The sequence below is a fragment of the Peribacillus frigoritolerans genome, assembly GCF_001636405.1.
Lineage (GTDB): Bacteria > Bacillota > Bacilli > Bacillales > DSM-1321 > Peribacillus > Peribacillus frigoritolerans.
In genome coordinates this window covers 3,566,205-3,592,481 of record NZ_KV440950.1, presented here as the reverse complement: position 1 = coordinate 3,592,481, position 26,277 = coordinate 3,566,205, and the positions used below count along the sequence as shown (strand labels likewise).

Genomic DNA, 26,277 nt, shown 5'->3' with positions numbered 1-26,277 from the left:
ATTATCAGTTAATCTCTACATTGGGTTCTTTCCGTTAGTTTTGCTATGCAATTTTTAAATTGCTGTTCTAACTCATGTTTATTTAAGTCCTTTCCAATAAAAACGAGTTCACTTAGTCTTGTTTCACTGTCTTTCCATTTCCGATCTGGTCTTCCTGAAAATAACATATGAAGTCCCTGGAATACTATTCGTTGTTGGATTCCTTGTATATGAAGAATTCCTTTATACCGTAATAAATCTTCCCCTTTTTCTTGGACAAGGTAACTCATCCATTCATTTATCTTATCGAAATCGAGTGGCTTTTCTTCACGAAAGGCAATCGATGATACCTTATCATCATGATGGTGATGGTGATGATGATGATCTTCTAAGAAATGAGGGTCAATTTCAAGCTTGCGATTCACATCGAACGTATTGATTCCTAAAATATCTCTTAAATTTATATTGCAATTTTGAGCATGCATTCTCTTAGCTGCAGGATTCATGTTGGTAAGTCTTCGCTCCAACGTATTCAGGTCGTCATCGGATACTAAATCCGTTTTATTTAGAATAATCACATCAGCGAAAGCGATTTGCTCTTGTGCCTCATCATGACTATCCAAATGCTTTGTAACATGCTTGCTATCCACGACAGTGACAATACTGTCCACTTCGAATTTATCGGAAAGTAATTCATCCATAAAAAAGGTCTGGGCAACAGGCGCCGGATCAGCTAAACCCGTTGTTTCAATCAAAACACGGTTGAATTTTGTCTGCCCCTGTTCACTTGAAAAAACCAGAGTTCGTAGGATGCGAATTAAATCCCCGCGAACCGTACAACAGATGCAACCATTGTTCATCTCCAAGATCTCCTCATCAGCATCAACTACTAATTGGTTGTCTATTCCAACTTCCCCATACTCATTAACAATAACCGCAATCTTTTGATTATGCTTTTCTGTAAGGATCCGATTTAAAAGCGTTGTTTTACCTGCACCTAAATAGCCAGTCAGAATGGTGACCGGAATTTTTTTTGTTTCGATTAAAGTCATATTTTTTCTCCCATTTATTTTATTTTAGATACTCTAATTACTTTTTCCTTGTCTTTTGTAACCCCGGCAACAACTCCTTCTGCGCGTACAAAACCATCCCCACGGAATGAGTGGCTTACTTTTTCTGTATATTCCTCATTAGCAAGGAGTGAATCGACGAAAGGGGAGGCATCCTCAGGTTTTAAATCTTTATACCAAGTTCCTTTGGGATAGGCGATGACAACGCACTTATCATGGCATCTTCCATTACAACGTGTGCGAGTTGTGTGAATGGTGTCGTCTACCTGTCGGTCTGAGATTTCTTTACGAATTGCTTGAGTCAGTTCCTCTGATCCGAACTCAGTACAGCTGCTACCGTTACAAATGAGAACATGATGTTTCGTATTACTTAAATTCCATGTGGCCATATTTAATTTTCCCTCCAGATAAATCGTAATAATTACGATTTAAAATCAATTATTGTCTTATTTTTAACTTTCTAAACGAATAAATTGCCGAGTAAGCATTTTCAGTAGAGCTATATCCTGAAAGGATGTTTTTACCAACTGGAGTTTTGATGCCTAGTAGTAAGCCTTTTTGTATTAACTCTCGAAAGGCGATTCTAAACATCTTAATCTTTCTTATGTCCTTAAGGTCTTCCTGTAAAATTGAAACGATTATGCAATCGAGTAGGGGATGAGTCTATCTTTCGTTTTTAATTCCTTTTTCAGGTCAAGCGTAATTTTCAACTAATATCAGGGGTTGCTTCACTTTTTCCACCTTCTATTTATTTGCCAATTGGATTTCTCCTTTCTCATAAAAATTTTGTATGATTGCACAAAGCGTAATCATTACGATTTGAATGATGTTATTTTACCCCTTTTTTATGCCATGTGCAAATACTAAAACGTTCAGCAAAAGTTAATGTTCCAAGGACATGCTATTTTTCTCTGAATTTTTGAGTGTTTTCTGTAGGTAGCAGTGATCTAAGCCATCCCCAATAAACACTAGAATATTGTTTACCTTTAAATCTGATTTTGTATGGAAGGGATGCCATAAGAATTGATATACCCTTTATTCGATAAAAGGAGCCAGGCATTGTTCTTAAGAAGTCTTCTTGTTAATAGGGTGAAGGTAGGGAGCAGGGATGGCACCATTGTATATCATTCTTACTTTGTTCTTTACTTTAGGCTCTTTTCGTAAAGATTGTTGTTTTAAAACGAAACTATCTAAGGTTGATTGGAGCGGAAGTGCGAGACTCCTGCGGGAGCGGCGGGACAGGTGAGACCCCACAGGCGTTTACGCCGAGGAGGCTCACCGCCCGCCCCGCGGAAAGCGAGCATCTGGAGGGGAAATCAACCACACCTCACTACTTGGTAAATAGCAACAAAGTATGTGAAAACAGCCTTACTTTATTCACTATATGAGCAGGATACCCCATCATCGCAGTCGAACACCATAGAGTATGAAGAAGTATGAAGAGAAGCTGAATAGGAGGGTGAATATGCAGAATCATGAGCTGGAACAAGTCATAAAAAATGCGGACAGGGCAATAAATAATGAGGATTTCGATCATTTAATGGAGTTCTATTCAGAGGATGCGACTTTAGTTGTCAAACCTGGAACAGTTGCAAGAGGGAAAGAGGAAATTCGCCGGGCATTCATTGCTATCGCTGAATACTTTAATCATAGTTTAATCGTCAATCAAGAAAAGATGGCAATAATCGAAACGGGTGATACGGCATTGGTTGTGGCACAAGCCAAGCTAAGTGCCAATCAAAAGGACGATTCCGAATTCTCGATGGAAAGGACAGCGACATATGTTTTTAAAAAGGATTCCACGGGTACATGGCGCTGTATAATCGACAACTCTTATGGTGCTGAAATAATTAAGAATTGAAGTAATTAGCTGCCGTAAATGGTGGCTTTTTATTTTTTTAAGAATAATCTTATATCTCATTCTGGAAACAATTGACGACTCACCCCTTTCAGACTTGAAGTTCGATGCGGCAAGTGGCAGAATAATAATTTCTGATTGTGTCCGATAAGAACAAAGACTACACTAAAAAAATAATGTGCGACAAAACAAGAAGACGAAATCCTTAAGATATCGCCCTCTCATCATTACCAGGGGTTAATAATCCTCAATGGTCGCTTATTTTAAAGCTGATAAACTTCTGCTCCATCATTTCTTGCATCGCATATTTGACGCCTTCCCGGCCAACACCGCTATCCTTCCAGCCGCCATAAGGCATATTATCAATTCGGTAAGTTGGGATATCATTGATTACGACTCCACCTGTTTCCAAGCGTTCCGCAGCATAAAAAGCTCGTTCTATACTCGGAGTCATCACTCCTGAGTTCAATCCGTAACGCGAATCATTTGCATCATTGATTGCATCATCCAGCGTATCGAAAGGGAAAATGCAGACAATTGGACCAAATACTTCGAAACGAAATACTTTTGAGTCACGATTTACATTGGTTAAAACGGTCGGCAAAAGTACATTGCCTTCCACTGTACCGCCGCACTCAATTTTTGCTCCTTCCTGTACTGCCTCATCAATCCAACTTTGTAACCGCTCCAATGATTTTTTTGAAATCACCGCTGTGATATTTGTATTTTCCTCCAGAGGGGAACCGATGACAAGCTGTTTTGTGGTACTGACGAAGCGATCTAAAAATTGTTGGTATAGTGATTTATGGACATAAATCCGTTGAATCGAGATGCACACCTGCCCATTATTCGTAAATGAACCCATTACACTTCTTTGAATAATTTGATCGATATCGACTCCTTCATCAATGATGAAAGGGGAATTGGACCCGAGTTCAAGTGTAAGCTTACGGAATCCCGCCTGCTGCTGGATAAGGTGTCCGACCTCAACACTGCCTGTGAAAGTCACTTTTTTTACATGTGGATGGGTCGTCAAGGCTTCACTTAAAACATCGCCTTTGCCAGGTATGATGTTCAATACTCCATCCGGCAACCCGGCTTCTTTAAAAATATCGGCAAGAACCAGTGCACTCAATGGGGTTTGTTCGGCAGGTTTTAACACAATCGAATTTCCAGCGGCAATAGCTGGACCAACTTTATGGGCAACCAGATTAAAGGGAAAGTTAAATGGGGTAATCGCGGTGACGACGCCAATCGGGGTGCGAACCGTGAAGCCAAAACGGTTTACCCCACCAACTGCCGCATCCATCGGGATTTGTTCTCCATAATTGTTCTTGGACGCTTCTGCAGCGAAACGATAGGTCTGAACCGTACGATTCATTTCTTCACGAGCATTTCGAATCGTTTTCGCCGCCTCCAGAGAAATGATTCTTGCAAGTTCTTCACTGCGTTCTTCCATGATTGCTGCAGCTTTAAATAAAATTTCTGCTCGTGCATGAGCCGGGTAGGATCGGTATTTCTGAAAAGCAGCATTTGCCTCAACAATCGCTTCAATGGCATCCGCTGGCTCAGCCTGTCCGATTTGTGCAATTTCTTCGTTTGAATGGGGATTATATAATGGCTCATATGATTTAGCCTCCCGCCATTTACCACCGATCCACAATTGCCACTTTTTCTTCATCTGAAATCCCTCCAATAATATCTGCTTCTATAATTTACAAATATAATCACCTAGTGTTTTCGAGAGCTTTACATTTTCCGAATAATCGACATCCACATCAATCAAGACAATTTCCTGTCTCGAAAGCGCTTCTTCTAATGCAGGTAGCAATTCATCGGAGTGGGTTACTTTCACTCCTTTAACCCCAAAACTTTTTGCGAACCCTAAAAAGTCTGGATCTGTAAATTCAATGGCATTCGTACGATCAAATTTATTCAATTGTTTCCACTCAATTAGACCGTATTTCGAATCATGGAAAATGACGATCACGAAGGCAAGACCTAGACGTTTTGCCGTTGCCAATTCAACTCCATTCATCAGGAAGCCACCATCCCCTGTAACCGCAATGACAGGTTTATCAGGCTTTGCCAATTTGGCTGCAATCGCGCCGGGAATGGCAATTCCCATCGATGCAAAGCCATTAGAAATGATTGTGTGATTAGGGATTTCCGGCTGATACATCCGGGCAATCCATAATTTATGGGCACCCACATCCGAAATGACAATGGCATTACCCTTTTCCGCCCTTTTCAAATCGGCAATGATTCGCTGAGGGATGATAGGGCTTCCTGATACATCATCCGAAGAATGAAACTTTTCAATGATTTGGGACCTTAACCTTTTCACTTCTGGCCAAAGTTCTTTTTTTGCAACACCAGTCGTCAAGGCTTCAATTGTCTCCGTAACGTTCCCGACCAATTCTGCTTGAACCGGGTAATAGGCATCAATCTCGGCCGGTCGAGCATCAATATGAACAATCGGATTCATTGCCTCATCGTTCCAATACTTTGGCAAATACTCGACGAAATCATACCCGACGGTGATAATAAGATCGGCCAAATCAAATCCGCATAGAACATAATCCCTTGCTTGCATCCCTACTGTAAAAAGGGACAATGGATGGTCGGAAGGTAAAACTCCTTTAGCCATGAATGAATTCACAACGGGAATTTGCTTCTCTTCTGCAAAGTTCCGCAAAACCTCAGAAGCTCCATCGCGGATCACGCCATTACCAGCTAGAATGATAGGCTTTTTAGCGCGATTTATTAATTCGACGGCCTTTTTGATTTCTTCCTCGGCTGGGCGGGATCTAGGCATTGGTGTAACCGGAAGAGGTTCCCCTTCTGTATCCATCATCGCCACATCTTCCGGAAGTTCTATATGAACAGCTCCCGGCTTTTCGATGACAGCCGTTTTAAATGCTTTACGGATAATTTCCGGAATCGTATGCGGCACCTTAATTTGTTGATTCCATTTCGTTACTTCCTCGAAAACGCCAATAATGTCCACATATTGATGCGACTCTTTATGAATGCGATCAAGTCCCGCCTGACCTGTAATCGCGACAACAGGGGAATAATCCAGATAAGCACTTCCTATCCCTGTCAATAAATTGGTTGCACCCGGTCCCAATGTGCCCAAGCAGACGCCTGGCTTTCCAGTTAGCCGGCCATAGATGTCTGCCATAAAAGCTGCAGCTTGTTCATGATGAACCAAGATAAATTCAATATCAGAGCTTATTAGAGAATCAATAAGATCCGTATTTTCCTCACCAGGTATCCCAAAAATATATTGTACCCCTTCATTCTCTAAACATCTTACAAACAAATCAGATGCCTTCAAATTATTCCCTCCTCGACCATTTCAATTTCTTTCCTTATATGTTGGCTTTGCCCCCAAGAAATTATGTACTTGCGTGTATTAAAAACCATTTCGAGCATTTGCGTCTCTAAACCAGGAGGGGAAATATGGAAGTCGGATTGGTTTCGTGAAAAAAAACATTTCTGCAGTTTGATAAAAAGTGCTTAAGCATGGTATAAGTGTAAAGGAAGCAGGGACATTCTGCTTTTTAATTTTGGGATAAGGGGTTAGCCTGGTAACCCATAATGAAAGGATTGGAATTTTAATATGATAGATAATTTTTGGCGTGATCTACCACGACCTTTTTTTATACTGGCACCAATGGAAGATGTGACGGATGTAGTTTTTCGCCATGTAGTGAGTGAAGCAGCCAGACCTGATGTGTTTTTTACAGAGTTTACAAACACGGAGAGTTATTGTCACCCAGAGGGCATCCGCAGTGTGCGTGGGCGTTTGACTTTTACAGAGGACGAACAACCAATTGTAGCCCATATATGGGGGGATAAGCCTGAATTCTTTCGGCAAATGAGCATAGGTATGGCGGAACTGGGCTTTCGGGGTGTGGATATCAATATGGGCTGTCCTGTACCTAATGTAACACAGAATGGGAAGGGAAGTGGCCTTATCCGTCGTCCAGAAGTTGCTGCAGAATTAATACAAGCAGCAAAAGCTGGAGGATTGCCCGTAAGTGTAAAGACAAGGCTTGGGTACACCGATGTAGACGAATGGCACGACTGGCTAACACACATACTGAAACAGGACATTGTTAACCTTTCCATTCATCTGCGTACAAGAAATGAAATGAGTAAAGTGGATGCTCATTGGGAACTAATCCCGGAGATTAAGAAACTTCGTGACCAAGTGGCACCAGATACGCTCTTGACGATCAATGGGGATATCCCTGACCGTCAAACTGGCTTAAAGCTCGCTCATCAATACGGTATTGATGGGGTTATGATTGGGCGTGGTATTTTCAATAATCCATTTGCCTTTGAAAAGGAGCCGAAAGATCATAGCAGTAAGGAATTGCTTGATCTCTTAAGGTTGCATCTGGATCTCCATGATAAATATTCAAAATTGGAGCTGCGTTCGTTCAAGGCTCTTCATCGCTTTTTTAAGATATATGTCCGTGGGTTTCGAGGGGCAAGTGAATTAAGAGTTCAATTAATGAACACAGAGTCAACAGATGAAGCGCGTGCTTTGCTTGAAAACTTTGGGTCGAAGAATCTTGATGGAATGGGGGAACAGTAGAAATGTCCCCATTCATAGTAAAAGTGAAGTAGGACGTTTAACTGTTTTGCCCCAAAAGCTTTTGACTAAGCTGTTAATTGAATAATGTGAAGGCGGTATTGAACCGCACTCAATCCCGCCAATTTTTGCTTTCTATGTTTGTTATTATAGTAATCTATATTGGGTTATGAATTTGCAAATAAAAAGCAGGTAAACTCTTCAATATTTTAGATATACAAGTTAAAAACAAAGTAAACGGGACCTAAGGCCCAAACCCTTGTAATAACAGGGGTTTGGGCCTTTTTATTTTGTCTAACTAGATGCGTTTTGATCAACATTAGTGATTTGCTCACATCTTCTTAGGGCCGTTGTAGAAAATATCAGACACTTCATCATCATTTGGGTGTAATGCTCTCCCTCCAAGAGGACAGTTTAATCCATAATGTGTTTTAATATTAGGTGGCGTTTATTAAAGTGTGAATTAAACGGTTTGACATTATACCCCTATAGGTATATTATGAACTCACGAGTAAAACGTGCAAACTCACGAGTAAAATGCGCAAACTAACGAGTAAAGCGCACAAACTAACGAGTAAAGTGCGCAAACTCACAAGTAAAATGCGCAAACTAACGAGTAAAGCGCACAAACTAACGAGTAAAGTGCGCAAACTCACAAGTAAAGCGCGCAAACTCACGAGAAAATGAACAAATTCACAATAATTGCTTCGGAAGAAGTAATCTTGGGACTGAGCTCCTTAATCGGAAATGGAATTGATGTAATCAGTTGTGATATTAACGATTTTAAATAGATGGGGGGGCGGAGTATGGAGTATGATAAAAGTGTCATTAATCGCTTGAAGCGGATTGAAGGACAAATCAAGGGTGTTCTTGGAATGATGGAGCAGGGAAAAGATTGCAGGGAAATCGTCACTCAGTTGTCGGCTACGCGAAGTGCCATCGATAGGACCATGGGTGTTATCGTAAGTGCCAATCTTGAGCAATGCGTTCGGGAAAACGTCGAGAATGGAGAGGGCACTGATCATCTAGTCAAGGAAGCGGTTGATTTACTGATAAAAAGCAGGTAAAAGAATTGACCTGACCTGTAGAAAAAGGAGTGTTATTCATGTCTTATATTTTACAAGTGGATTTTAAAATGGAAGGACCTTTCGGCAACGAAATGGTAAAAGAATTTACAGATTTAGCAAAAAGCATTAATGATGAAGAAGGCTTGATATGGAAGATTTGGACCGAAGACAGTGAGGCAAAGGAAGCAGGCGGCATTTATCTGTTTGAAACGAAGGAATCCGCAGGTAAGTACTTGACGATGCATAAAGCTCGGTTAAAAGGGTTTGGTATAGAGAAGGTTGATGGGAAAATTTTCAAAGTGAATGAAGGTCTGACTTCAATCAATCATGGACCAAGCAAATAAAAATAACCATTTATTTTAGTGAGGTGGGTTGACGAACTATATTTTTTAGCATAGTATATACCCCTATGGGTATAGAAAGTATAAAAATTAAATTTCAATCAGGGGGAAACATAATGAATGAAAAGAAAAAAACGACGATCATTTTATTTAGTGGTGATTATGATAAGGCAATGGCTGCTTATATCATTGCAAATGGGGCGGCGGCTTACGATCATGAAGTGACCATCTTCCATACATTCTGGGGATTGAACGCTTTAAGGAAAGATGAGCCGATTTCATTAAAAAAAGGATTTCTTGAAAAAATGTTTGCGAAAATGATGCCGCGTGGTTCTGATAAAATGGGGTTATCCAACATGAACTTTGCAGGGATGGGTCCTAAAATGATCAAACACGTGATCAAAAAGCATAACGCCATGTCACTCCCAAATTTAATTGAATTGGCCCAAGAACAGGAAATCAAACTTATAGCCTGTACGATGACAATGGATTTATTAGGCTTGCAGCAAGAGGAATTATTGGATGGAATTGAGTACGCAGGTGTTGCGGCTTATTTAGCTGAAGCAGAGGATGGAAATGTAAACTTATTTATATAAATGGGGGTTTCAAATGGGTACTGTATTTAATCTCACTATATTAGGTTTCATCGTTTGGTTTTTATATCAACGCTTTGTCCCTGTAAAGGGGATAAAAAATATAAATGCGGCTGAGCTAAAAGCTGTGTTGAATAATAAAGGAAATAAGCAATTGATTGATGTCCGTACTCCTATTGAATATAGGGGCAATCATATAAAGGACTTTAAAAATATACCTTTAAACGAACTTGGCAAAAGGGCACAAGAACTTTCAAAAGATGAAGAAGTGGTTGTAATCTGCCAAAGCGGGATGAGGAGCAGTAATGCGAGTAAAGCTTTGAAAAAACTTGGGTTTAATGAAGTCACAAACGTAAAAGGCGGCATGAGTTCTTGGCGCGAATAAAAGGAGGATCTTAAAAAGATGAAAGAAATTTTATCGAATGAAGTGAACGCATTATTGAAGGGGAACTTGCCAGTCCATATTATTGATGTGCGGGAGGCGGATGAAGTAAAGGCAGGGAAAATACCAAATGCTTTGAACATCCCGTTGGGTCTGGTGGAATTTAGAATGCAGGATCTAGATAAATCAAAAGAGTATATAATGGTCTGCCGGTCAGGGGGCAGAAGTTCAATGGCTGCACAGTTACTTGAGGATCATGGATATAAAGTGTTGAACATGGTAGGTGGTATGAATGAATGGGAAGGTCCCATAGAAAAATTTTAAATTTGAATATACCCCCATCCCTATAATAGAAGGAGGAAATAAAATGATTAAAACAAATTCAGTTTTGGATGCTAAAGGTTTTGCCTGTCCAATGCCAATCGTAAAAACGAAAAAAGCCATGAATGGCCTGGAAGCGGGGGAAGTACTGGAAGTCCAGGCAACTGATAAAGGGTCAACCGCCGATATGAAGGCGTGGGCTGAAAGTTCAGGACATCAATACTTGGGTACGGTTGAAGAAGGAACGACACTAAAACATTATCTTCGGAAAGCAAGCGGTGAAGAAACAGAAGTGAAGAAGCATGAAAAAATCATTTCCAATGAAGAACTGTTACAAGTAATGGAAGAAAACCGAAATATGATCATCCTGGATGTACGAGAATCCGCAGAATATGCTTTTAATCATATTCCAGGAGCAAGAACCCTTCCAATGGGTGAATTGGAACAACGTATGGGGGAACTGGATATAGAGTCAGAGATTTTCGTGATTTGCCGTACAGGCAGCCGAAGTGATCTTGCTGCACAAAAACTGACCGGTGCTGGATTTGAACAGGTATTCAATGTTGTACCAGGCATGAGCCAATGGAACGGTCCTTCCCAAAAATCCGTGAATGAATGAAAATGACTATAAAATGGAGGAATATATCATGACTAACAAAGTAGCCATAATCGCAAGTAATGGTGGATTATTTGACGCATATAAAGTGTTTAACATCGCAACGGCAGCGGCAGCAACGGATCAAGAAGTGGCTATTTTCTTTACTTTCGAAGGTTTGAACTTAATTCATAAAGAAGCGAACGGACACCTTCCTCTGCCTGAAGGTAAGGATCATTTTGCCGAAGGGTTCAAAAAGGCCAATGTTCCTTCCATTCCTGAGTTAGTTACTATGGCACAGGAAATGGACGTCAAGTTTATTGGATGTCAAATGACCATGGACGTATTGGGCATGGAAAAAGAAGCTTTCGTTGATGGTATCGAAGTAGGTGGAGCGGTCACATTTTTGGAGTTCGCTAAAGATGCTGATGTTACATTATCCTTTTAATGAAGGAAAATTTTTTTGAAGTTATCAATACTGTAGGGGGTATAAAAAATGGCGTTTAAGCAAATGACAGCTGCTGAAGTTTCAAAGAAAGTAATCAATAAAACCGACTTATTTATTTTGGATGTACGAAATGAAAGTGACTTTAATGATTGGAAAATTGAAGGGCAGAATTTCGAATTCCTTAATATCCCTTACTTTGATTTACTGGATGGCGTGGAAGAAATTCTCGATCAAATCCCGGCCAATAAAGAAATCCTGGTAGTATGTGCAAAGGAAGGCTCATCCGTCATGGTAGCTGAAATGTTATCAGAAGCTGGATTGGATGTTTTTTATTTAAAGGGCGGCATGAAAGCATGGAGTGAACACTTGGAACCAGTGAGGATAGGCGAATTGACAAATGGCGCTGAAATTTACCAATTTGTTCGACTTGGTAAAGGCTGTTTATCTTACATGGTCGTTTCCAATGGGGAAGCAGCCATTATTGATTCCACAAGAATGATAGATGCCTATCTTGATTTTGCGGATGATATCGGGGTGAAGATTACACATGTTCTGGATACGCACTTACATGCCGATCATATCTCAGGTGGAAGACGAATCGCGGAAGTAACAAATGCAGCTTACTGGCTGCCCCCAAAAGATGCGGCAGAAGTAACTTTTGAATATCAGCCATTAGAAAGCGGGAACGTGATAACGATCGGTCATACAGCGATTGATATCCAAGCATTATACTCCCCGGGACATACCATTGGATCGACTTCATTTGTGGTGGATCAAAAATACTTGCTAAGCGGGGATATACTATTCATCGATTCCATTGGCAGACCGGACCTAGCTGGTTTGGCTGAGGATTGGGTTAGGGACTTGAGAGAAACACTGTATACACGTTATAAAGAATTATCAGAAGAGTTAATTGTATTGCCATCACATTTCATGATCATTGATGAATTGAATGAAGATGGAAGTGTCGCTAAAAAGTTGGGTTCGCTATTTGCTGAAAATCACGGATTGAACATAGCGGAAGAAACGGAATTCAGAGAGCTGGTAACAGGTAATTTACCGCCTCAGCCAAACGCTTATCAAGAAATTCGCGAAACTAATATGGGGAAAATCGAACCCGATGATGAAAAACAGCGTGAAATGGAAATTGGACCAAATCGCTGTGCGGTTCGCTAATTCCGATAAAAATTAAAGACAAGAAAATAGGAGAGATGAAATATGAATTCAGATAAAATGCTAGATGCTAAGGGGCTTGCATGTCCAATGCCGATCGTCAAAACGAGAAAAGCCATGAATGATTTGCAAACCGGGCAAGTGCTGGAGATACACGTAACCGATAAAGGAGCTAAAGCCGACTTAGCCGCTTGGTCAAAATCCGGTGGCCATGAACTGGTGGAAACGGCAGAAGAAAATGATATACTGAAATTTTGGATCAGAAAAGGCTGATAAAGTGGAGGGGACCATTAGGGTTCCCTTCTTTTAAGGGAGGCACTTGCAATGGATATAACCTTTATCATTACCATCTTTTTGATTGGTTTTGTAGGTTCATACGTATCAGGGATGCTCGGCATCGGGGGTTCGATAATAAATTATCCAATGCTGCTGTTTATTCCCCCAATCTTCGGTTTAGCGGCATTTAGTGCCCATGATGTGACAGGCATAAGCGCTGTACAAGTCTTATTCGCTTCCATCGGAGGTATATGGAGCTATCGTAATAGCGGACATTTAAATAAAACGCTTATTCTTTACATGGGGATCAGTGTGTTGATCGGAAGTGTGGTTGGAAGTTTTGGATCACAAACGATGTCGGAAAACGGAGTGAATATCGTCTATGGCATCTTGGCGTTGATAGCGGCTGTCATGATGTTCATTCCAAAGAAAGGGATAGATGATATTCCTGTGGATCAAGTTACCTTTAATAAATGGCTTGCGGCCATCCTGGCATTAATCGTTGGTTTAGGCGCCGGGATAGTCGGTGCCGGAGGGGGCTTTCTATTAGTTCCCATCATGCTTATCGTTTTAAGAATTCCAACAAGGGTCACGATTGCGTCTTCATTGGCAATCACATTCATTTCATCCATTGGTGCAACAGCAGGGAAAATATCAACGGGTCAAGTTGACTTCTATCCGGCGTTGATCATGGTTGTAGCTAGCTTAATAGCATCTCCGCTTGGGGCAATGGCCGGTAAAAAAATGAATGTAAAAGTGCTGCAAGTCATACTGGCTCTATTAATTTTAGCGACGGCTGTAAAAACTTGGACGGGGATCATATCTTGAGTTTTGACACGGGAGGGAGCAGTTGCGAAAAGTTCTATCGTTAAAGAAGTGTTCACAATAGGCCACACTAATAGTTCCTTTTCCTCCATCACTTTTTTTCTTATTATCTTGTACCGATAAGTCAATGGGACTTTTGTTAATAGAAAAAGCTGACTGTTGAAAGTCAGCTTTTTCTTATTGTGGCCGTTTATAAATAATTAAAAGATTACAGCTAAAATAAACCAAACAATCATCAATAATTGAATTAATATTTTGGCTAAACTGCCGCCTAAAAAACCGATGATAGTTGCAAACCCAACTTTAGTAGCCTTCATTATATCTTTTTGAATGATTAATTCCGAAACGAGGACTGCTAAAAATGGTACGAGAATTATTCCAAAAGGAGGGAATACAAATGAACCAACAATCGTGGCAATAGCTGCTATTGTCTCGGATGTTTTTGACCCCCCATACTTTTTAACAAAATAACTGTTTGCGATAATGTCTGCCGCGATTAATACACCGCTCAACACAACCATACTGATCCAGAACCATAACGATAACTCATCGGGATTAACCAGGAATTGATAAACTGCAAATCCTCCCCAAATCGCAACAACCGAAGGAATAATAGGATAGACAATTCCTACAAAACTTAAAGCAAATAAGACGATCGTTAACCCCCACCATAAAATATCCAATGAAACTCCACCTTTTCATACTTACTTTTTCATATATCTATTAAATTATATTTCTATTTAGGGACAAACACCATTTATTCTTTTCTTGTATATTCAATTCCCGCACAGGTCATCAACTAACAAAGGATTAAATCTTGATATCACAAGGGGTTTGAATTCGGTTTTATGTAAAGTGAAGGCTGAATCAACTGGCCACCATCATTAAATTACGTGAAAAAGAATTTTAAGTCCAACCTAGTATCATCCTTTTTAGTGCGTGTTAAAAAGGGTTTTAGCCAAACGGAAAAAAATTTAGTTTATTTATTTACATACCTAACAGGGGTATGGTAATATTTAATCAAGGTAGGAGGTTACCCGATGGAAAACACAGTGAAAGAAGTAGCTTGCCATACAGATGATGTTACGACTTGTCGTAAAAGCCATCATCCAGAACGAGTGAAAAAGGATTTAACCAATCGATTAAATCGTATCGAAGGTCAAATTAGAGGAATCAAAGGGATGGTAGACAAGGACGTTTATTGTGATGACATTATCACACAACTTTCTGCAACACAGTCTGCATTAAATAGTGTAGCCAAAATTCTTTTGGAAGGTCATTTAAAGGGGTGTGTCGTAGATCGCATTTCAGAAGGTGATGAAGAAGTTTTAGATGAATTAGTTGTGACGATTCACAAGCTAATGAAAAAGTAAAAAACTCTATAGAGTGATAGGGAATAAAAGAATTTTTTTATCTTTTATATACCCCTATAGTGTATATTGCGCCAGATATTTTATTAAAGGAGAGAAAAAATATGAAAAAAATAACATTAAATGTACAAGGTATGTCATGTGGACATTGTGTAAATTCAATCGAAGGAAGCGTTGGTCAATTAGAAGGTATTAACCAAGTAAATGTAAAATTAAATGATGCTCAAGTTGAAGTAATATTTAATGAATCGCAAGTATCCCTCGATATAATTAAAGAAACGATTGAAGATCAAGGATATGAGGTAAAATAAGAGTGCTTTTTTAGCACTCTCTTATTTTCAAAAAAATATACCCCTTATGGGTATCGGAGAGGTGGAACACATCATGAGTACAGAAGTAAAAAGTAAAGCTGTTAAAGAAGCGAATATTCAAATTACCGGAATGACTTGTGTTGCATGTGCGACACGTATTGAAAAAGGTCTAAATAAAATGGGGGGGGTCGAGCAAGCAACCGTTAACTTAGCACTTGAAAAGTCATCGATTAAATATGACCCTTCAAAACTGAGTGAGGAAGATTTTGAAAAGAAAATCGAAGCACTCGGCTACGGTGTTGTAAAACAAAAAGCAGAATTTGATATTACCGGAATGACTTGTGCCGCATGTGCGACACGTATTGAAAAAGGGTTAAACAAAATGGAAGGTATTGCAACTGCGAACGTCAATTTAGCGCTTGAAAAAGCAACACTCGAATTTAACCCTTCAGAAGTAACGATTTCCGACATTATTGCAAAGGTAGAGAAGCTAGGTTACGGTGCACACCAAAAACTTGATAATAAAGAACAGGTAGATCACCGTGAAAAGCACATTAAAGATCAACAACGTAAATTCACCATTTCGGCGATTTTATCGTTACCATTATTATGGACAATGGTAGGGCACTTTTCATTTACTTCATTCCTATATGTACCGGATATCTTAATGAATCCATGGATACAATTGATCTTGGCAACACCGGTACAATTTATTATCGGGAAACAGTTTTATGTGGGTGCCTATAAAGCACTTCGTAATGGTAGTGCAAACATGGATGTACTCGTCGTCATGGGTACTTCCGCAGCCTATTTTTATAGTTTATATCAAGCGATTGTTACAGCTGGAACACACCACGGTCCACACCTATATTTTGAAACAAGTGCGGTACTAATTACACTGATTCTTTTAGGTAAATTATTTGAAGCAAGAGCAAAAGGTCGTTCATCAGAAGCGATAAAAAAATTAATGGGTCTTCAAGCTAAAACAGCCATCGTCGAACGTGACGGAGTTGAAAAAGAAGTACCTTTAGAAGAAGTAGTAATAAGTGACACGATTTTAGTGAAGCCAGGTGAAAAAATTCCTGTTGATGGTGAAGTAGTAGAAGGAACTACAGCTGTGGATGAATCGATGTTAACAGGTGAAAGTTTACCAGTGGATAAAAAAGCAGGTGACGCATTATACGGCTCAACCATTAACAAAAATGGTTTCATCAAAATGACAGCAACAAAAGTCGGACGTGATACAGCGTTAGCCCAAATTATTAAAGTAGTAGAAGATGCACAAGGTTCAAAAGCACCAATCCAACGTATGGCGGATCAAATTTCAGGTATTTTTGTACCAATTGTAGTAGGGATTGCCATCCTTACATTCCTAGTATGGATTATATGGGTTCAACCAGGGGAGTTTACACCAGCACTTGAAGTGTTAATTGCAATTCTTGTGATTGCTTGTCCATGTGCACTTGGTTTAGCGACACCAACTTCAATTATGGCCGGTTCGGGTCGTGCAGCAGAATTTGGTATTTTGTTCAAAGGTGGCGAGCATTTAGAACAAACCCAAAGTATCGACACAGTGGTAGTGGATAAAACAGGTACTGTCACACATGGTAAACCTGTATTAACAGATGTTATATTAGCAGATGGTCAATACGAAGATAAATTTTTATCAATGATCGGTGCTGCAGAAAAACAATCCGAGCACCCATTAGCAGAAGCAATCGTTCAAGGGATTCAAGAGAAAGGTATCGAACTTGGTGACGTCCAATTCTTCGAGGCGATCCCAGGTTATGGGGTGCAAGCGACGGTTTCAGGTCAAGGAGTGGTCATTGGTACACGGAAACTGATGCAACAATATGGGATTGATATTCATTCCGTTCTTCCTGCAATGGAAGAATTAGAGCGAAATGGGAAAACAGCGATGTTAGCTGGAATTAATGGCCAATATGCTGGGGTAGTTGCTGTAGCAGATACGATAAAAGATACCTCTCGTGAAGCAGTACGTCGATTACAAGAAATGGGCATCAAGGTTATCATGATGACAGGTGATAATGAACGTACAGCCCAAGCAATTGCTAAAGAGGTAGGCGTTGATGCAGTTATTGCGGAAGTGCTTCCTGAAGGGAAAGCAGAAGAAGTGAAAAAACTGCAACAACAGGGCAAAAAAGTTGCAATGGTTGGTGACGGTATTAATGATGCACCTGCACTTGCCACTGCTGATATTGGTATGGCCATTGGTACAGGTACAGATGTTGCCATGGAAGCTGCTGATATCACTTTGATTCGAGGTGACCTAAACAGTATTGCTGATGCAATTTTAATGAGTCGTAAAACGATGCGTAATATTAAGCAAAACTTATTCTGGGCATTTGCCTATAATACCATTGGGATTCCAATTGCTGCAATAGGGTTACTTGCACCATGGGTAGCTGGCGCAGCGATGGCATTTAGTTCCGTATCGGTCGTCTTAAACGCATTGCGTTTACAAAGAGTGAAATTAGAAAAATAAAATAGTTGATGTCACCTGTCACTATATTTAGTGGCAGGTATAATATCGATAAAATATATACCTTACCTACGTATAGTAATTGGTTGAAAAAGGAGGAAAAGTTATATGGAGGACAGTGGTAAAAAAATTAAGATCGCCATAAATGGGGGAATAGGATTTGGAGCAAAACTCAACTCAAAACAACTTGTGACGATATCAAAATATATGAATGAAGATGAGGAACTTGAGTTAACCACCTTCCAACAACTCTATATAGAAATCCCGGAAGATAAAAAAGAAGATATTATAGAAGAATTTCAAAGTGTTGGATTAGCATGTTATCCAGTTGGAAACTTCATAAAGAGTTTAAGAACATGTAATTTTTGCAAAGGGGAAGAAGAAGAAGGAATGCCAGTGGCAAAAGAGTTAAATCGCCGTATAGCAGGAAATGCCGTACCATTTACCCTAAAGGTTGCTTACACAGGTTGCCCTATTGGTTGCGGTGAACCCATGTTAAGCGACATAGGTGTGATGAAAATTAGAGATCATTACATTCTATATGTTGGAGGAAAAGCAAAAGGGAAAGACGCCGAGGTTGGTTCTTTGCTGAAGGAGAATTTAAAGCCAGAAGAATTATATGAATTAGTAGAAGAGATTATCGCTATCTATTCACAAATAGGTAAAAAGCGAGAGACATTTTATAAATTTTTAAAACGAATAGGTAGAGATCAATTAATAAGTTAATATAAATTTCTGTATTTTGTTGTGATGGTTAAGTAATTAAGTTAAAGGAGGTAATCATAATGAAAACTAAACGGACAACCCTATTTCTTCTTACCTTAGTCCTTGCCGTACTTTTAGCGGCTTGCTCCGATGGTGATAAGGAGAACGAACATGCAAATATGAATCATAGAGATGAATCCGAACAAGATAAGAATTCAAGCTATACGAAACATGAAGGCATGGAAGGAATGGATCACATGAATCATTCAAGTTCAGGTGAAGTACCAAAAGGATTAAAAGAGGCTATGAATCCAAAATTTAAAGTGGGAAGTAAAGCCATTATTAATTCTGATCATATGGAGGGAATGGAAGGTGCTGAAGCAACCATCGTCAGTGCATTCGATACCACTATTTATACAATTTCGTATACACCGACAACTGGCAGAGAAAAAGTAATAAATCACAAATGGATTATTCATGAAGAAATTCAAGATACTACCGACAAACCGTATAAACCAGGAGATGAAGTGATCGTCGAAGCAGACCACATGAGAGGCATGAAGGATGCAAAGGCAGTAATTGATTCAGTCCAACAAACAACTGTTTATATGGTTGATTACACTTCAACAACTGGTGGAGAACAAGTGAAAAATCATAAATGGGTAACAGAAAGTGAACTTTCAGCTAAATAAAAAACAATTAGCACTAGTAAATGAAAGGCTTACTCTACAAATACATTCTATTGTTGGGAGTGAAATTTTCTATTAAATACTATACGTAGGTTGACTAATTTTCAGCAAAATCAGGGGAGTTTTAGAAACCAAATTAATCTTGCTTTTGGCAGCAGTCTCAAGTTTACATTTCTAAAAATGAACCGAAAATAAATTCTAAAATTGGAGGGAATTGAATAATGTCAACACATTCACAGACGCTTGCGCAAGCCGACCCGAAGCGCTGGAAAGCTCTTGCTTTATTGTGCACTGCGTTTTTCTTGACTATCATGGATACAACGATCATGCAGGTTGCCCTGCCAGCCATCAAAGAAGGGCTCGGCTATACGCAGGTGAGTTTGCAATGGGTGATGAACGCATATATTATTTTCTTCGGAGGACTTCTGCTATTGGGAGGAAAGTTGAGCGATTTGTTCGGCCAACGGCGCTTATTCATGTGGGGGTTTTCAATCCTGACCTTGGCGTCTTTACTCGCAGGATTGGCTTGGAATGATTCGGTGCTAAACGTCGCCCGTGCACTCCAGGGTGCCGGTTCCGCCTTAATTACACCGGCTGCAATGTCCATTGTAATGATACTGTTTACCGCAAACCCGAAGGAAATGAATAAGGCGCTTGCTTTCTGGGGCCTTGCCGGTGCGGCGGGTGGGTTGGCCGGTGTATTCCTCGGAGGCATCATTACGGAGTGGCTGGGCTGGCGGTGGACGTTTCTGATCTACGTTCCCATCGGTATTCTGGTTTTGGTCTTGTCCCCAGGACTCCTACAGAAAGGCATACTTAGAAAAGGCCGCATCGATTACGCTGGCGCTTTCTCCATAACGGCTGCTATAGTGCTGTTCGTTTTCGGCATCGTAACCGCAGAACACAATGGATGGAGTTCACCCTCTACTGTATGGACATTGATTATGGGGGCCTTGTTATTTATCATATTTATTTTTATTCAGGCCAAGAAGAAGGAGCCACTCCTGCCACTTCGTATTTTTAAGATTCCCAACTTGGCCGCGGGTAATATTGCGCTTATTATGCTAAATGGAATGTGGATTCCATTCAATTATTTCATTATGTTGTACTTACAGCAGGTATTGAAATTTTCTCCCTTCGAAGCCGGAGTGGCCTTAATTCCGGCGCCGATACTAATAGCGATTACTATGATTTTTATAACTGGAAAGTTGGTTGAAAAATTCGGTTTAAAAGCTGTTCTATTTATTGGATTTCTAGCACTTGGATGTTCTATGCTCTTGCTTTCCTTCGACACACCAGCAAATGGAAAATATTTGGATAACGTCCTACTGGCTTTACTGTTGGCTTCTCTGGGTAGGGCACTAGCCTATATTCCAGCTCAAACGGCGGCTATATCAGGTGCCAAACCGGAAGAGTCAGGGTTGGTATCGGGCGTATACAATACTACTTCCCAGATCGGCTCGGCGATTAGCCTAGCCATCATGGTTGTAATTGCTGCAGCGACAACGGCCTCCAGTACCGCAGGAGATCCAGTCGTCACTCTGAATGAGGGCTTTCAACAAGCATTCTTCTGGTCCGGCATGGTGGCTTTTGCAGGCGCAGTATTAGCGCTTCTGTTTATCCGCTCATCAAAGCAAGGAGAATCGAATAGGGTAAAGTGATGTAATCGCAATTCTTAAATTACTCGAGCTATTGCTCCCACGAAGAATCGGGAAAAGTTACCGACCGAATAGGGTAAAGAGCAGCTCGATCAATCGTTTAACTGTATCGACGGTTAATTATCGATAGGCAGCCGATGGGAGATACCCCTCATCGACTGCTTTTTTTTTGCATATGTGCATCATTATTAGGATTGAGATAACACATAACTTATATTAAATAATACAAGTGTGTAAAAAAGTCCTCGAAGAGGTCACAGTATTAGATGGGGTAGTACCAGCGAAGCTGTCACAATCCCATAAGGAAATGTAAGGATTAAAATAAGTTATGATTTTAAATACTTCAAACACGTATCCCCCCATCCTGTTTAAGATGGGGGAAATAAGGCAGTTGATTTTTTATAAAGTATGCTTTAATAATCTAAGCTTTATCCCACAATCACGCCAGATTGTTGAAAATCATAGACTGTTGAACTGATTTGCACTTCTAAAGAAGCCCCATCCTTTATTCAAATGATTCATCAACATGTTTTAAAATCTCATAAGAATGGATTTCCTTGCTCAATTCGTAAATATTAGATATTACTATGATTTCATCTACTTGATAAGTCTGTTGGAATTCCATCAGATCCCGACGAATAGTTTCTGCATCACCCATGATTGTATACCCTAGTCGATGATGAAGAATTTCTAATTCAACTTGTGATAACGATTCAAGGAAGTTTTTAGTTGGTGGAATAAGCTGACTTAAATTATTTGTATAAATATCGATATACACCTGCAAATGACTTGCAGAAATCAATGACGCCTCTTCCATTGAATCTGCTGCAATCACATTAATACAAGCCATCACATAAGGCTCTTGTAAATAAGCAGACGGTTGGAAATTTTCTCGATAAATAGCGAGCGCTTCTTCCATCGCATGAGGCGAAAATTGAGCACCAAATGCATAAGGTAGACCAAGATTTGCAGCGATCCTAGCCGAACCCATTGAGGAGCCTAATATAAAGGCTGGTACATTCGTTCCAATACCTGGATAAGCACGAACCTCTCCTTGCACGCTCTCATCCCCTACAAAACGCAAAATATCTCGTACTTCCCGTTCAAAGAAAAACACCCCGTTATGATTCGAACGACGAATCACATCGGCAGTTTTTTGATCAGTTCCTGGTGCGCGACCTAACGCTAAATCTACACGATTTGGATACAGTGTTTCAAGTGTTCCAAATTGCTCCGCTACGACTAATGGGGAATGATTTGGCAGCATAATACCTCCTGAACCTACGCGAATGTCTTCTGTATTTGCTAATATATGTTGTACAATAGATACGGTAGCTGAACTAGCATAAGCGTCGTGATTATGATGCTCTGTAAACCAAATCCGTTTATAGCCCATTTTATCTACAGCTTTGCCTAATGACACTGCAGAATCAATCCCTTGTTTCATTGTTTCTCCTTGTCTTAATGGAGCAGCTGATAAAACTGATATATCAAATTTTTTCATAATATTTCACCCCTAAAATAATGAATATTTAACTTATACAAATCACTGAACAAAACATTTTAATAATCGTTCATATTAAAGTGGGTGCTTGCTCTTTTGATTTGCATGCATATAAATATATACTGCCTCAACCAATCAATACATAAGGAAAATAAAGTTATTTCATGATTTCACTTTATTTTTAAAGTTTTTAAGCAAACATAAAAAAGTGTACAGCGAACACAAACTATGTAAAAATACATCTAATTTTTTTAGAAAGGATACAAGAATATGATTGATGAAACAGATAAAAAAATACTCGACGAGCTGTCTAAAAATAGTCGCCTGACTATGAAAGAATTAGGGGGGAAAGTACATCTCACTGCACCAGCAACCGCATCAAGGGTAGCAAAGTTATTAGACAATGACATTATAAAAGGATGCAGTATCGAAGTGAATCAAGTGAAATTAGGTTTTGCTATACATGCATTTCTAAATATTTATATCAAAAATATCCATCATCAACCGTATTTAGCTTTTATAGAAACACAAGATAACTATGTAATAAACAATTATAAAGTTAGTGGAGACGGTTGCTATTTGCTTGAATGTAAATTCCCTTCAAATGAGGTATTAGATCAATTTTTAAATAACTTAAACAAACAAGCAAACTATAAAGTATCGATTGTTATTAGCTAATAGTTTACTTTATAAAACGGAGATGTTAGGACATAAAACATGATGTATGTCTTCTCTAAAAATCCCTAGCTTGGACATGAAATTCACCAAGGTAGGGATTTTTATACATAATTTAGTAACGGTTTACATTGATACATGATGACAACAAACACGTTATTCATCAGACATTAATGACGCATTATAACGCTTTTTCACTTCCTTAATAGACAAATAAAGCTGATAGTTTCCATATTTCAATAAATCATTCAAAAGGTGATTTAAAGCTTCTTGTGAACGAATTAGAAGGCGAAACAGTCATTGAAAAACATATGCCGAATAGCTTCTTCAATACAAACTTACATGAAAAACTACAAGAACAAGGGGTTAAAGAATTAATCGTTTACGGCATGATGTCACATATGTGTATTGATGCAACAGTACGTGCAGCAGTTGAACACGGATATCCATGCCAAGTGATTGAAGATGCTTGTGCAACAACAATAAAAATTGAAGATAAAATCGTTCCTGCTGAGCATGTTCATTACGCATTTAAGGCTGCATTAAAAGGCATCTATGCAACAGTGAAGACAACAGAGGCATTTTTAAAATAAAAGATTCTCCTTTGGAAATGTAACATCTTTTCTTTCACAAGAAAGATGTTTCAACAGTTTAAAAAAAGGGTGTCCAGAAAGAACAAATTCTGGACACCCTTTATTCATTATACTTTATTTTGTTTTTCGATATCAGTATTCCCATCTGAAAAAAGATCAAGATGGTCTGTTTTTGGTCCATAGTAATACCATGTACAGGAATTGTCTTTTCCATAAATATAGATATTGATGAAGGTATACATAAAGCACCCTAATTGCTTGATTTACTTTAATGCAAGATCCCTAAATACCCCCATTCTCTTATAATTTCCCTACTCTAGCTGAAGCTGCTGGTCATGTTAAATGTACTCTCTCTCCCAGTTCTTTCAGTGTAATTCGGCTATTGATACATAATTTCTCTATGAATTTTTTTATCTGTTTGATCTATTTGAAAGTTAGTTTCCTTTCGAAAATAAAGTCAAAGAGTTAAAACACCTTATTTTATCTATGTATTTGGACACTGCTGATATTATACACTTAATTCTGTCAAACTAAGACAAATAAAAAGAAAAGTGAGTTGTAAATATGAATATTACAAATTCGAAATGCAACAATTGTTGTAGAATACGCAAATAAAAAATTTTAAAAGATCCTATGTTAGCAGAGAAAGGTTCGTACCCTACTTTCCCTGAAACGATAAGACGACATCTGTTTCATCCTTTGGTGAGTTTGCCAACATCAATTGATAACATTCTGGATGGCGTAGATGCAGTAATTGTTACTCATCTACACCCAGATCACTTTGATGATGTAGCAAAAAACGTATTGCCAAAAAACATCAAAATGATTGTTCAAAATGAAGCAGATGCAAAAGAAGTAAAAGCAAGTGGTTTGAAAATGTAGAAGTACTAAAACAAGACACTGTTTTTGAAGGGATCCAATTAGTAAAAACAAAAGGTGAACATGGTAGAGGAGAAGAGTTATTAAACTTAATGGGTGAAGTTTGTGGAGTAGTATTAAAGCACCCAAGTGAAAAAGTTTTATATGTAGCTGGTGATACAGTATGGTATGACGCTATCGAAGACGAGATTAGCACAACAAGGGACCATGTTGTTTTTATGAGATGGAACACCCATGTATTACAATGAAATCGTGATGCAATATACCATTTTCAAAAGTACAGTAAGCCAGGTACACGCCAAGCTTAAAGCTCAAAATTTCATTACGTATGAGAGCAATCCAAACAATCATCGTGAGTTTTTCATCGTATTAACAGAGAAAGGCCTTACTTATCAGAAATTAAGCGAAGAAGCGGATAAAGATTTTCTGATGAAGCACTTCTCTGACATCGATTTAGAACAATTACAAAATATAGTACAAACAATGAAGAAAGTGAATGCATCCATTTCATCCTCCAACAGATAGGACATGACTTGGTTTACAATCAATTAGAGGTAATCAATTATGAATCGAAAGGAAAAAGTGTCTATTGCACTTGCATTATCTAGTTTATTTATTGCTTATTTGGGGATGGGACTTGCTTCACCAGTTATGCCATCAATTGCAGAGGAATTAAGTTTAAATGGTGCCGTTGTCGGTTACTTGTTCGCTGTAATGGCATTTGCACAGTTTTTGGCTTCACCTTTTACAGGCGTATGGGTCGATTCAATCGGCCGTAAAAAAATGATTGTCATTGGTCTTTTATTATTTTCATTTTCAGAGGCACTATTTGGCTTTGCGGATGAAACTTGGCTATTATTTGTGAGCCGTCTTCTTGGTGGTGTAAGTGCCGCTTTCATTATGCCAGCCGTTGTTACGTACGTTACAGATAAAACGACCTTATCAAATCGGGCAAAAGTGTTAGGTTACCAATCAGCTGCAATCAGTTTAGGGTTTATAATTGGGCCAGGAGTTGGTGGACTGATTGCAGAGTTCGGGATACGCGCACCGTTCTTCTTTGCTTCTGCTATTGCACTCATTGCTACCATTATTATTTTTATTCTATTGGATGATTCGATTACAGTAGAACAGCTACAAAAAAATCGCGCATCCGCTGTACGTCCAGTATTTATACAAGAATTTAAAAAATCATTTCAACCAAAGTACTTCACACCACTACTGATCGTATTCATACTAGCGTTCGGACTGGCCGTTTATGAAATGATGTTTAGCTTATTCGTCGATGAAAAGTTTGGCTTTACAATTCGTGATATTTCAATCGTTATTACGGTTGGTTCAATTTCTGGTGTTGTTGCTCAGATTATATTCTTTGATAAACTAGTCAATGTAATTGGTGAACGAATGTTAATTAATTTAACCTTACTATCTGCTGCTATTTTTATCTTTCTAACGATTTTAATAGACGGTTACTTGACAATGATTGTTGTGACGAGTATTGTATTTTTCTCTTGTGATATTTTACGCCCCGCTGTAACATCATTTTTATCGAAAATCGCCGGGAAAAACCAAGGGTATATTGCGGGCATGAACTCTGCTTATACAAGCTTAGGTATCATACTTGGACCAATTATTGGCGGTATTTTATTTGATATCAATATCGATATGCCGTATATATTTGCCACAATTGTTCTTGTCATCGCGTTTGTTATTTCAAGTGTAAAATTAAAGAAACCTAACCTCAATTAGACCTATTCAGATATCCGCTATCTCAAAAGATAGTGGATTTTTTTATTTAACTATCAAAAATACATGAAGAGGCACATGGACAAACACTTCAAATATTAAAATACCAT

At 39.0% G+C, this 26,277-nt stretch carries 27 protein-coding genes and 4 pseudogenes; 23 read left to right on the top strand and 8 right to left on the bottom strand.

Annotated elements, in window-relative coordinates:
• Positions 1-8: 8 nt before the first annotated feature.
• Together A6755_RS17090 and A6755_RS17085 are read right to left on the bottom strand one after the other, a co-directional pair.
• The gene (locus A6755_RS17090) at positions 9-1,031 is read right to left on the bottom strand and encodes a CobW family GTP-binding protein (protein WP_063591441.1); all 1,023 of its coding nucleotides are present in this window, start codon (positions 1,029-1,031) and stop codon (positions 9-11) included.
• Between the two features lie 14 nt (positions 1,032-1,045).
• On the bottom strand, positions 1,046-1,438 hold the full coding sequence (locus tag A6755_RS17085; protein WP_063591440.1) for a (2Fe-2S) ferredoxin domain-containing protein: 393 nt from the start codon (positions 1,436-1,438) through the stop codon (positions 1,046-1,048).
• Positions 1,439-2,514: 1,076 nt separating this feature from the next.
• On the opposite strand from A6755_RS17085, the gene A6755_RS17080 reads away from it, so the two are divergent.
• A complete protein-coding gene (locus tag A6755_RS17080; RefSeq protein WP_034312829.1) occupies positions 2,515-2,910 on the top strand; it encodes a YybH family protein in 396 nt (131 codons plus the stop codon).
• A 244-nt stretch (positions 2,911-3,154) separates the two neighbouring features.
• Here the strand turns inward: A6755_RS17080 and A6755_RS17075 are convergent, their stop codons facing one another.
• Both A6755_RS17075 and A6755_RS17070 read right to left on the bottom strand, forming a co-directional pair.
• On the bottom strand, positions 3,155-4,588 hold the full coding sequence (locus A6755_RS17075; protein ID WP_048687700.1) for an aldehyde dehydrogenase family protein: 1,434 nt from the start codon (positions 4,586-4,588) through the stop codon (positions 3,155-3,157).
• Positions 4,589-4,615: 27 nt separating this feature from the next.
• Positions 4,616-6,250: an acetolactate synthase large subunit gene (locus tag A6755_RS17070; protein WP_063591439.1), complete on the bottom strand. Its 1,635-nt coding sequence runs from the start codon at positions 6,248-6,250 to the stop codon at positions 4,616-4,618.
• Positions 6,251-6,535: 285 nt separating this feature from the next.
• Here A6755_RS17070 and A6755_RS17065 point away from each other — a divergent pair, with 285 nt between their 5' ends.
• The 11 genes from A6755_RS17065 to A6755_RS17015 all read left to right on the top strand — a co-directional run bounded on the left by A6755_RS17065 (position 6,536) and on the right by A6755_RS17015 (position 13,540).
• Entirely contained in the window at positions 6,536-7,519 is a 984-nt protein-coding gene (locus A6755_RS17065; protein ID WP_063591438.1) for a tRNA dihydrouridine synthase, read from the top strand.
• An 803-nt stretch (positions 7,520-8,322) separates the two neighbouring features.
• Positions 8,323-8,583 (top strand): metal-sensitive transcriptional regulator, encoded by a 261-nt coding sequence (locus tag A6755_RS17060; protein ID WP_063591437.1) that lies wholly within the window; start codon positions 8,323-8,325, stop codon positions 8,581-8,583.
• Positions 8,584-8,621: 38 nt separating this feature from the next.
• Positions 8,622-8,927: a monooxygenase gene (locus A6755_RS17055; RefSeq protein WP_063591436.1), complete on the top strand. Its 306-nt coding sequence runs from the start codon at positions 8,622-8,624 to the stop codon at positions 8,925-8,927.
• A gap of 113 nt (positions 8,928-9,040) precedes the next feature.
• Positions 9,041-9,520 (top strand): DsrE/DsrF/DrsH-like family protein, encoded by a 480-nt coding sequence (locus A6755_RS17050; RefSeq protein WP_063591435.1) that lies wholly within the window; start codon positions 9,041-9,043, stop codon positions 9,518-9,520.
• Positions 9,521-9,533: 13 nt separating this feature from the next.
• A complete protein-coding gene (locus A6755_RS17045; protein ID WP_063591434.1) occupies positions 9,534-9,902 on the top strand; it encodes a rhodanese-like domain-containing protein in 369 nt (122 codons plus the stop codon).
• An 18-nt stretch (positions 9,903-9,920) separates the two neighbouring features.
• Positions 9,921-10,223 (top strand): rhodanese-like domain-containing protein, encoded by a 303-nt coding sequence (locus tag A6755_RS17040; RefSeq protein WP_063591433.1) that lies wholly within the window; start codon positions 9,921-9,923, stop codon positions 10,221-10,223.
• 43 nt (positions 10,224-10,266) lie between these two features.
• Entirely contained in the window at positions 10,267-10,839 is a 573-nt protein-coding gene (locus A6755_RS17035; RefSeq protein ID WP_063591432.1) for a sulfurtransferase TusA family protein, read from the top strand.
• A 28-nt stretch (positions 10,840-10,867) separates the two neighbouring features.
• Entirely contained in the window at positions 10,868-11,263 is a 396-nt protein-coding gene (locus A6755_RS17030; protein ID WP_063591431.1) for a DsrE/DsrF/DrsH-like family protein, read from the top strand.
• A gap of 48 nt (positions 11,264-11,311) precedes the next feature.
• Positions 11,312-12,439, top strand: a complete 1,128-nt coding sequence (locus A6755_RS17025) for an MBL fold metallo-hydrolase (protein ID WP_063591430.1) — start codon at positions 11,312-11,314, stop codon at positions 12,437-12,439.
• A gap of 42 nt (positions 12,440-12,481) precedes the next feature.
• Entirely contained in the window at positions 12,482-12,709 is a 228-nt protein-coding gene (locus A6755_RS17020; protein ID WP_063591429.1) for a sulfurtransferase TusA family protein, read from the top strand.
• Between the two features lie 51 nt (positions 12,710-12,760).
• Positions 12,761-13,540, top strand: a complete 780-nt coding sequence (locus tag A6755_RS17015) for a sulfite exporter TauE/SafE family protein (protein WP_063591428.1) — start codon at positions 12,761-12,763, stop codon at positions 13,538-13,540.
• A gap of 197 nt (positions 13,541-13,737) precedes the next feature.
• Here the strand turns inward: A6755_RS17015 and A6755_RS17010 are convergent, their stop codons facing one another.
• On the bottom strand, positions 13,738-14,220 hold the full coding sequence (locus A6755_RS17010) for a DUF456 domain-containing protein (RefSeq protein WP_063591427.1): 483 nt from the start codon (positions 14,218-14,220) through the stop codon (positions 13,738-13,740).
• Between the two features lie 357 nt (positions 14,221-14,577).
• On the opposite strand from A6755_RS17010, the gene A6755_RS17005 reads away from it, so the two are divergent.
• From A6755_RS17005 to A6755_RS16980, 6 genes are all read left to right on the top strand, one after another.
• Positions 14,578-14,910: a metal-sensitive transcriptional regulator gene (locus A6755_RS17005; RefSeq protein ID WP_063591426.1), complete on the top strand. Its 333-nt coding sequence runs from the start codon at positions 14,578-14,580 to the stop codon at positions 14,908-14,910.
• Between the two features lie 101 nt (positions 14,911-15,011).
• A complete protein-coding gene (gene copZ, locus A6755_RS17000; protein ID WP_063591425.1) occupies positions 15,012-15,218 on the top strand; it encodes a copper chaperone CopZ in 207 nt (68 codons plus the stop codon).
• A gap of 73 nt (positions 15,219-15,291) precedes the next feature.
• The gene (locus A6755_RS16995; protein WP_063591424.1) at positions 15,292-17,724 is read left to right on the top strand and encodes a heavy metal translocating P-type ATPase; all 2,433 of its coding nucleotides are present in this window, start codon (positions 15,292-15,294) and stop codon (positions 17,722-17,724) included.
• Between the two features lie 105 nt (positions 17,725-17,829).
• Positions 17,830-18,447: a nitrite reductase gene (locus tag A6755_RS16990; RefSeq protein WP_063591423.1), complete on the top strand. Its 618-nt coding sequence runs from the start codon at positions 17,830-17,832 to the stop codon at positions 18,445-18,447.
• 59 nt (positions 18,448-18,506) lie between these two features.
• The gene (locus A6755_RS16985; protein ID WP_084737853.1) at positions 18,507-19,118 is read left to right on the top strand and encodes a YdhK family protein; all 612 of its coding nucleotides are present in this window, start codon (positions 18,507-18,509) and stop codon (positions 19,116-19,118) included.
• Positions 19,119-19,336: 218 nt separating this feature from the next.
• Positions 19,337-20,776 carry an MFS transporter gene (locus tag A6755_RS16980; protein WP_063591422.1) on the top strand — a complete coding sequence of 480 codons (1,440 nt, stop codon included), beginning with the start codon at positions 19,337-19,339 and terminating at the stop codon, positions 20,774-20,776.
• Positions 20,777-21,278: 502 nt separating this feature from the next.
• Here A6755_RS16980 and A6755_RS16975 read toward each other — a convergent pair.
• Positions 21,279-22,277, bottom strand: coding sequence for an LLM class flavin-dependent oxidoreductase (locus tag A6755_RS16975; protein ID WP_063591421.1), 999 nt, complete (start codon positions 22,275-22,277; stop codon positions 21,279-21,281).
• Between the two features lie 270 nt (positions 22,278-22,547).
• On the opposite strand from A6755_RS16975, the gene A6755_RS16970 reads away from it, so the two are divergent.
• The gene (locus tag A6755_RS16970) at positions 22,548-22,955 is read left to right on the top strand and encodes an Lrp/AsnC family transcriptional regulator (protein ID WP_063591420.1); all 408 of its coding nucleotides are present in this window, start codon (positions 22,548-22,550) and stop codon (positions 22,953-22,955) included.
• A 153-nt stretch (positions 22,956-23,108) separates the two neighbouring features.
• Here A6755_RS16970 and A6755_RS26755 read toward each other — a convergent pair.
• Positions 23,109-23,231, bottom strand: a pseudogene (locus tag A6755_RS26755) (Lrp/AsnC family transcriptional regulator); the annotation flags it as partial.
• On the opposite strand from A6755_RS26755, the pseudogene A6755_RS16965 reads away from it, so the two are divergent.
• Positions 23,225-23,545: pseudogene (locus A6755_RS16965) on the top strand (isochorismatase family protein); the annotation flags it as partial. The pseudogenes A6755_RS26755 and A6755_RS16965 overlap by 7 nt on opposite strands.
• A 336-nt stretch (positions 23,546-23,881) precedes the next feature.
• Here the strand turns inward: A6755_RS16965 and A6755_RS28290 are convergent.
• Positions 23,882-23,972: pseudogene (locus A6755_RS28290) on the bottom strand (Lrp/AsnC family transcriptional regulator); the annotation flags it as partial.
• Positions 23,973-24,113: 141 nt separating this feature from the next.
• Between A6755_RS28290 and A6755_RS16960 the strand changes: the two are divergent.
• From A6755_RS16960 to A6755_RS16950, 3 genes and pseudogenes are all read left to right on the top strand, one after another.
• Positions 24,114-24,639 (top strand): annotated as a pseudogene (locus A6755_RS16960) (MBL fold metallo-hydrolase); the annotation flags it as partial.
• Positions 24,640-24,658: 19 nt separating this feature from the next.
• A complete protein-coding gene (locus tag A6755_RS16955; RefSeq protein ID WP_063591419.1) occupies positions 24,659-24,949 on the top strand; it encodes a helix-turn-helix domain-containing protein in 291 nt (96 codons plus the stop codon).
• Positions 24,950-24,988: 39 nt separating this feature from the next.
• Positions 24,989-26,170: an MFS transporter gene (locus A6755_RS16950; RefSeq protein WP_063591418.1), complete on the top strand. Its 1,182-nt coding sequence runs from the start codon at positions 24,989-24,991 to the stop codon at positions 26,168-26,170.
• Positions 26,171-26,277 lie beyond the last annotated feature (107 nt).

What these genes read in the sequence shown, in the direction of transcription:
- A6755_RS17055 (WP_063591436.1), top strand. Translation starts at nt 8,622, where the DNA reads ATGTCTTATATTTTACAAGTGGATTTTAAAATGGAAGGACCTTTCGGC.
- A6755_RS16970 (WP_063591420.1), top strand. Translation starts at nt 22,548, where the DNA reads ATGATTGATGAAACAGATAAAAAAATACTCGACGAGCTGTCTAAAAAT.
- A6755_RS17040 (WP_063591433.1), top strand. Translation starts at nt 9,921, where the DNA reads ATGAAAGAAATTTTATCGAATGAAGTGAACGCATTATTGAAGGGGAAC.
- A6755_RS17075 (WP_048687700.1), bottom strand. Translation starts at nt 4,588, where the DNA reads ATGAAGAAAAAGTGGCAATTGTGGATCGGTGGTAAATGGCGGGAGGCT.
- A6755_RS16990 (WP_063591423.1), top strand. Translation starts at nt 17,830, where the DNA reads ATGGAGGACAGTGGTAAAAAAATTAAGATCGCCATAAATGGGGGAATA.
- A6755_RS17030 (WP_063591431.1), top strand. Translation starts at nt 10,868, where the DNA reads ATGACTAACAAAGTAGCCATAATCGCAAGTAATGGTGGATTATTTGAC.
- A6755_RS16955 (WP_063591419.1), top strand. Translation starts at nt 24,659, where the DNA reads ATGTATTACAATGAAATCGTGATGCAATATACCATTTTCAAAAGTACA.
- A6755_RS17025 (WP_063591430.1), top strand. Translation starts at nt 11,312, where the DNA reads ATGGCGTTTAAGCAAATGACAGCTGCTGAAGTTTCAAAGAAAGTAATC.
- A6755_RS17005 (WP_063591426.1), top strand. Translation starts at nt 14,578, where the DNA reads ATGGAAAACACAGTGAAAGAAGTAGCTTGCCATACAGATGATGTTACG.
- A6755_RS17080 (WP_034312829.1), top strand. Translation starts at nt 2,515, where the DNA reads ATGCAGAATCATGAGCTGGAACAAGTCATAAAAAATGCGGACAGGGCA.
- copZ (WP_063591425.1), top strand. Translation starts at nt 15,012, where the DNA reads ATGAAAAAAATAACATTAAATGTACAAGGTATGTCATGTGGACATTGT.
- A6755_RS17050 (WP_063591435.1), top strand. Translation starts at nt 9,041, where the DNA reads ATGAATGAAAAGAAAAAAACGACGATCATTTTATTTAGTGGTGATTAT.
- A6755_RS17015 (WP_063591428.1), top strand. Translation starts at nt 12,761, where the DNA reads ATGGATATAACCTTTATCATTACCATCTTTTTGATTGGTTTTGTAGGT.
- A6755_RS17020 (WP_063591429.1), top strand. Translation starts at nt 12,482, where the DNA reads ATGAATTCAGATAAAATGCTAGATGCTAAGGGGCTTGCATGTCCAATG.
- A6755_RS16950 (WP_063591418.1), top strand. Translation starts at nt 24,989, where the DNA reads ATGAATCGAAAGGAAAAAGTGTCTATTGCACTTGCATTATCTAGTTTA.
- A6755_RS17035 (WP_063591432.1), top strand. Translation starts at nt 10,267, where the DNA reads ATGATTAAAACAAATTCAGTTTTGGATGCTAAAGGTTTTGCCTGTCCA.
- A6755_RS17045 (WP_063591434.1), top strand. Translation starts at nt 9,534, where the DNA reads ATGGGTACTGTATTTAATCTCACTATATTAGGTTTCATCGTTTGGTTT.
- A6755_RS16980 (WP_063591422.1), top strand. Translation starts at nt 19,337, where the DNA reads ATGTCAACACATTCACAGACGCTTGCGCAAGCCGACCCGAAGCGCTGG.
- A6755_RS16995 (WP_063591424.1), top strand. Translation starts at nt 15,292, where the DNA reads ATGAGTACAGAAGTAAAAAGTAAAGCTGTTAAAGAAGCGAATATTCAA.
- A6755_RS17090 (WP_063591441.1), bottom strand. Translation starts at nt 1,031, where the DNA reads ATGACTTTAATCGAAACAAAAAAAATTCCGGTCACCATTCTGACTGGC.
- A6755_RS17065 (WP_063591438.1), top strand. Translation starts at nt 6,536, where the DNA reads ATGATAGATAATTTTTGGCGTGATCTACCACGACCTTTTTTTATACTG.
- A6755_RS16985 (WP_084737853.1), top strand. Translation starts at nt 18,507, where the DNA reads ATGAAAACTAAACGGACAACCCTATTTCTTCTTACCTTAGTCCTTGCC.
- A6755_RS17060 (WP_063591437.1), top strand. Translation starts at nt 8,323, where the DNA reads ATGGAGTATGATAAAAGTGTCATTAATCGCTTGAAGCGGATTGAAGGA.
- A6755_RS16975 (WP_063591421.1), bottom strand. Translation starts at nt 22,277, where the DNA reads ATGAAAAAATTTGATATATCAGTTTTATCAGCTGCTCCATTAAGACAA.
- A6755_RS17085 (WP_063591440.1), bottom strand. Translation starts at nt 1,438, where the DNA reads ATGGCCACATGGAATTTAAGTAATACGAAACATCATGTTCTCATTTGT.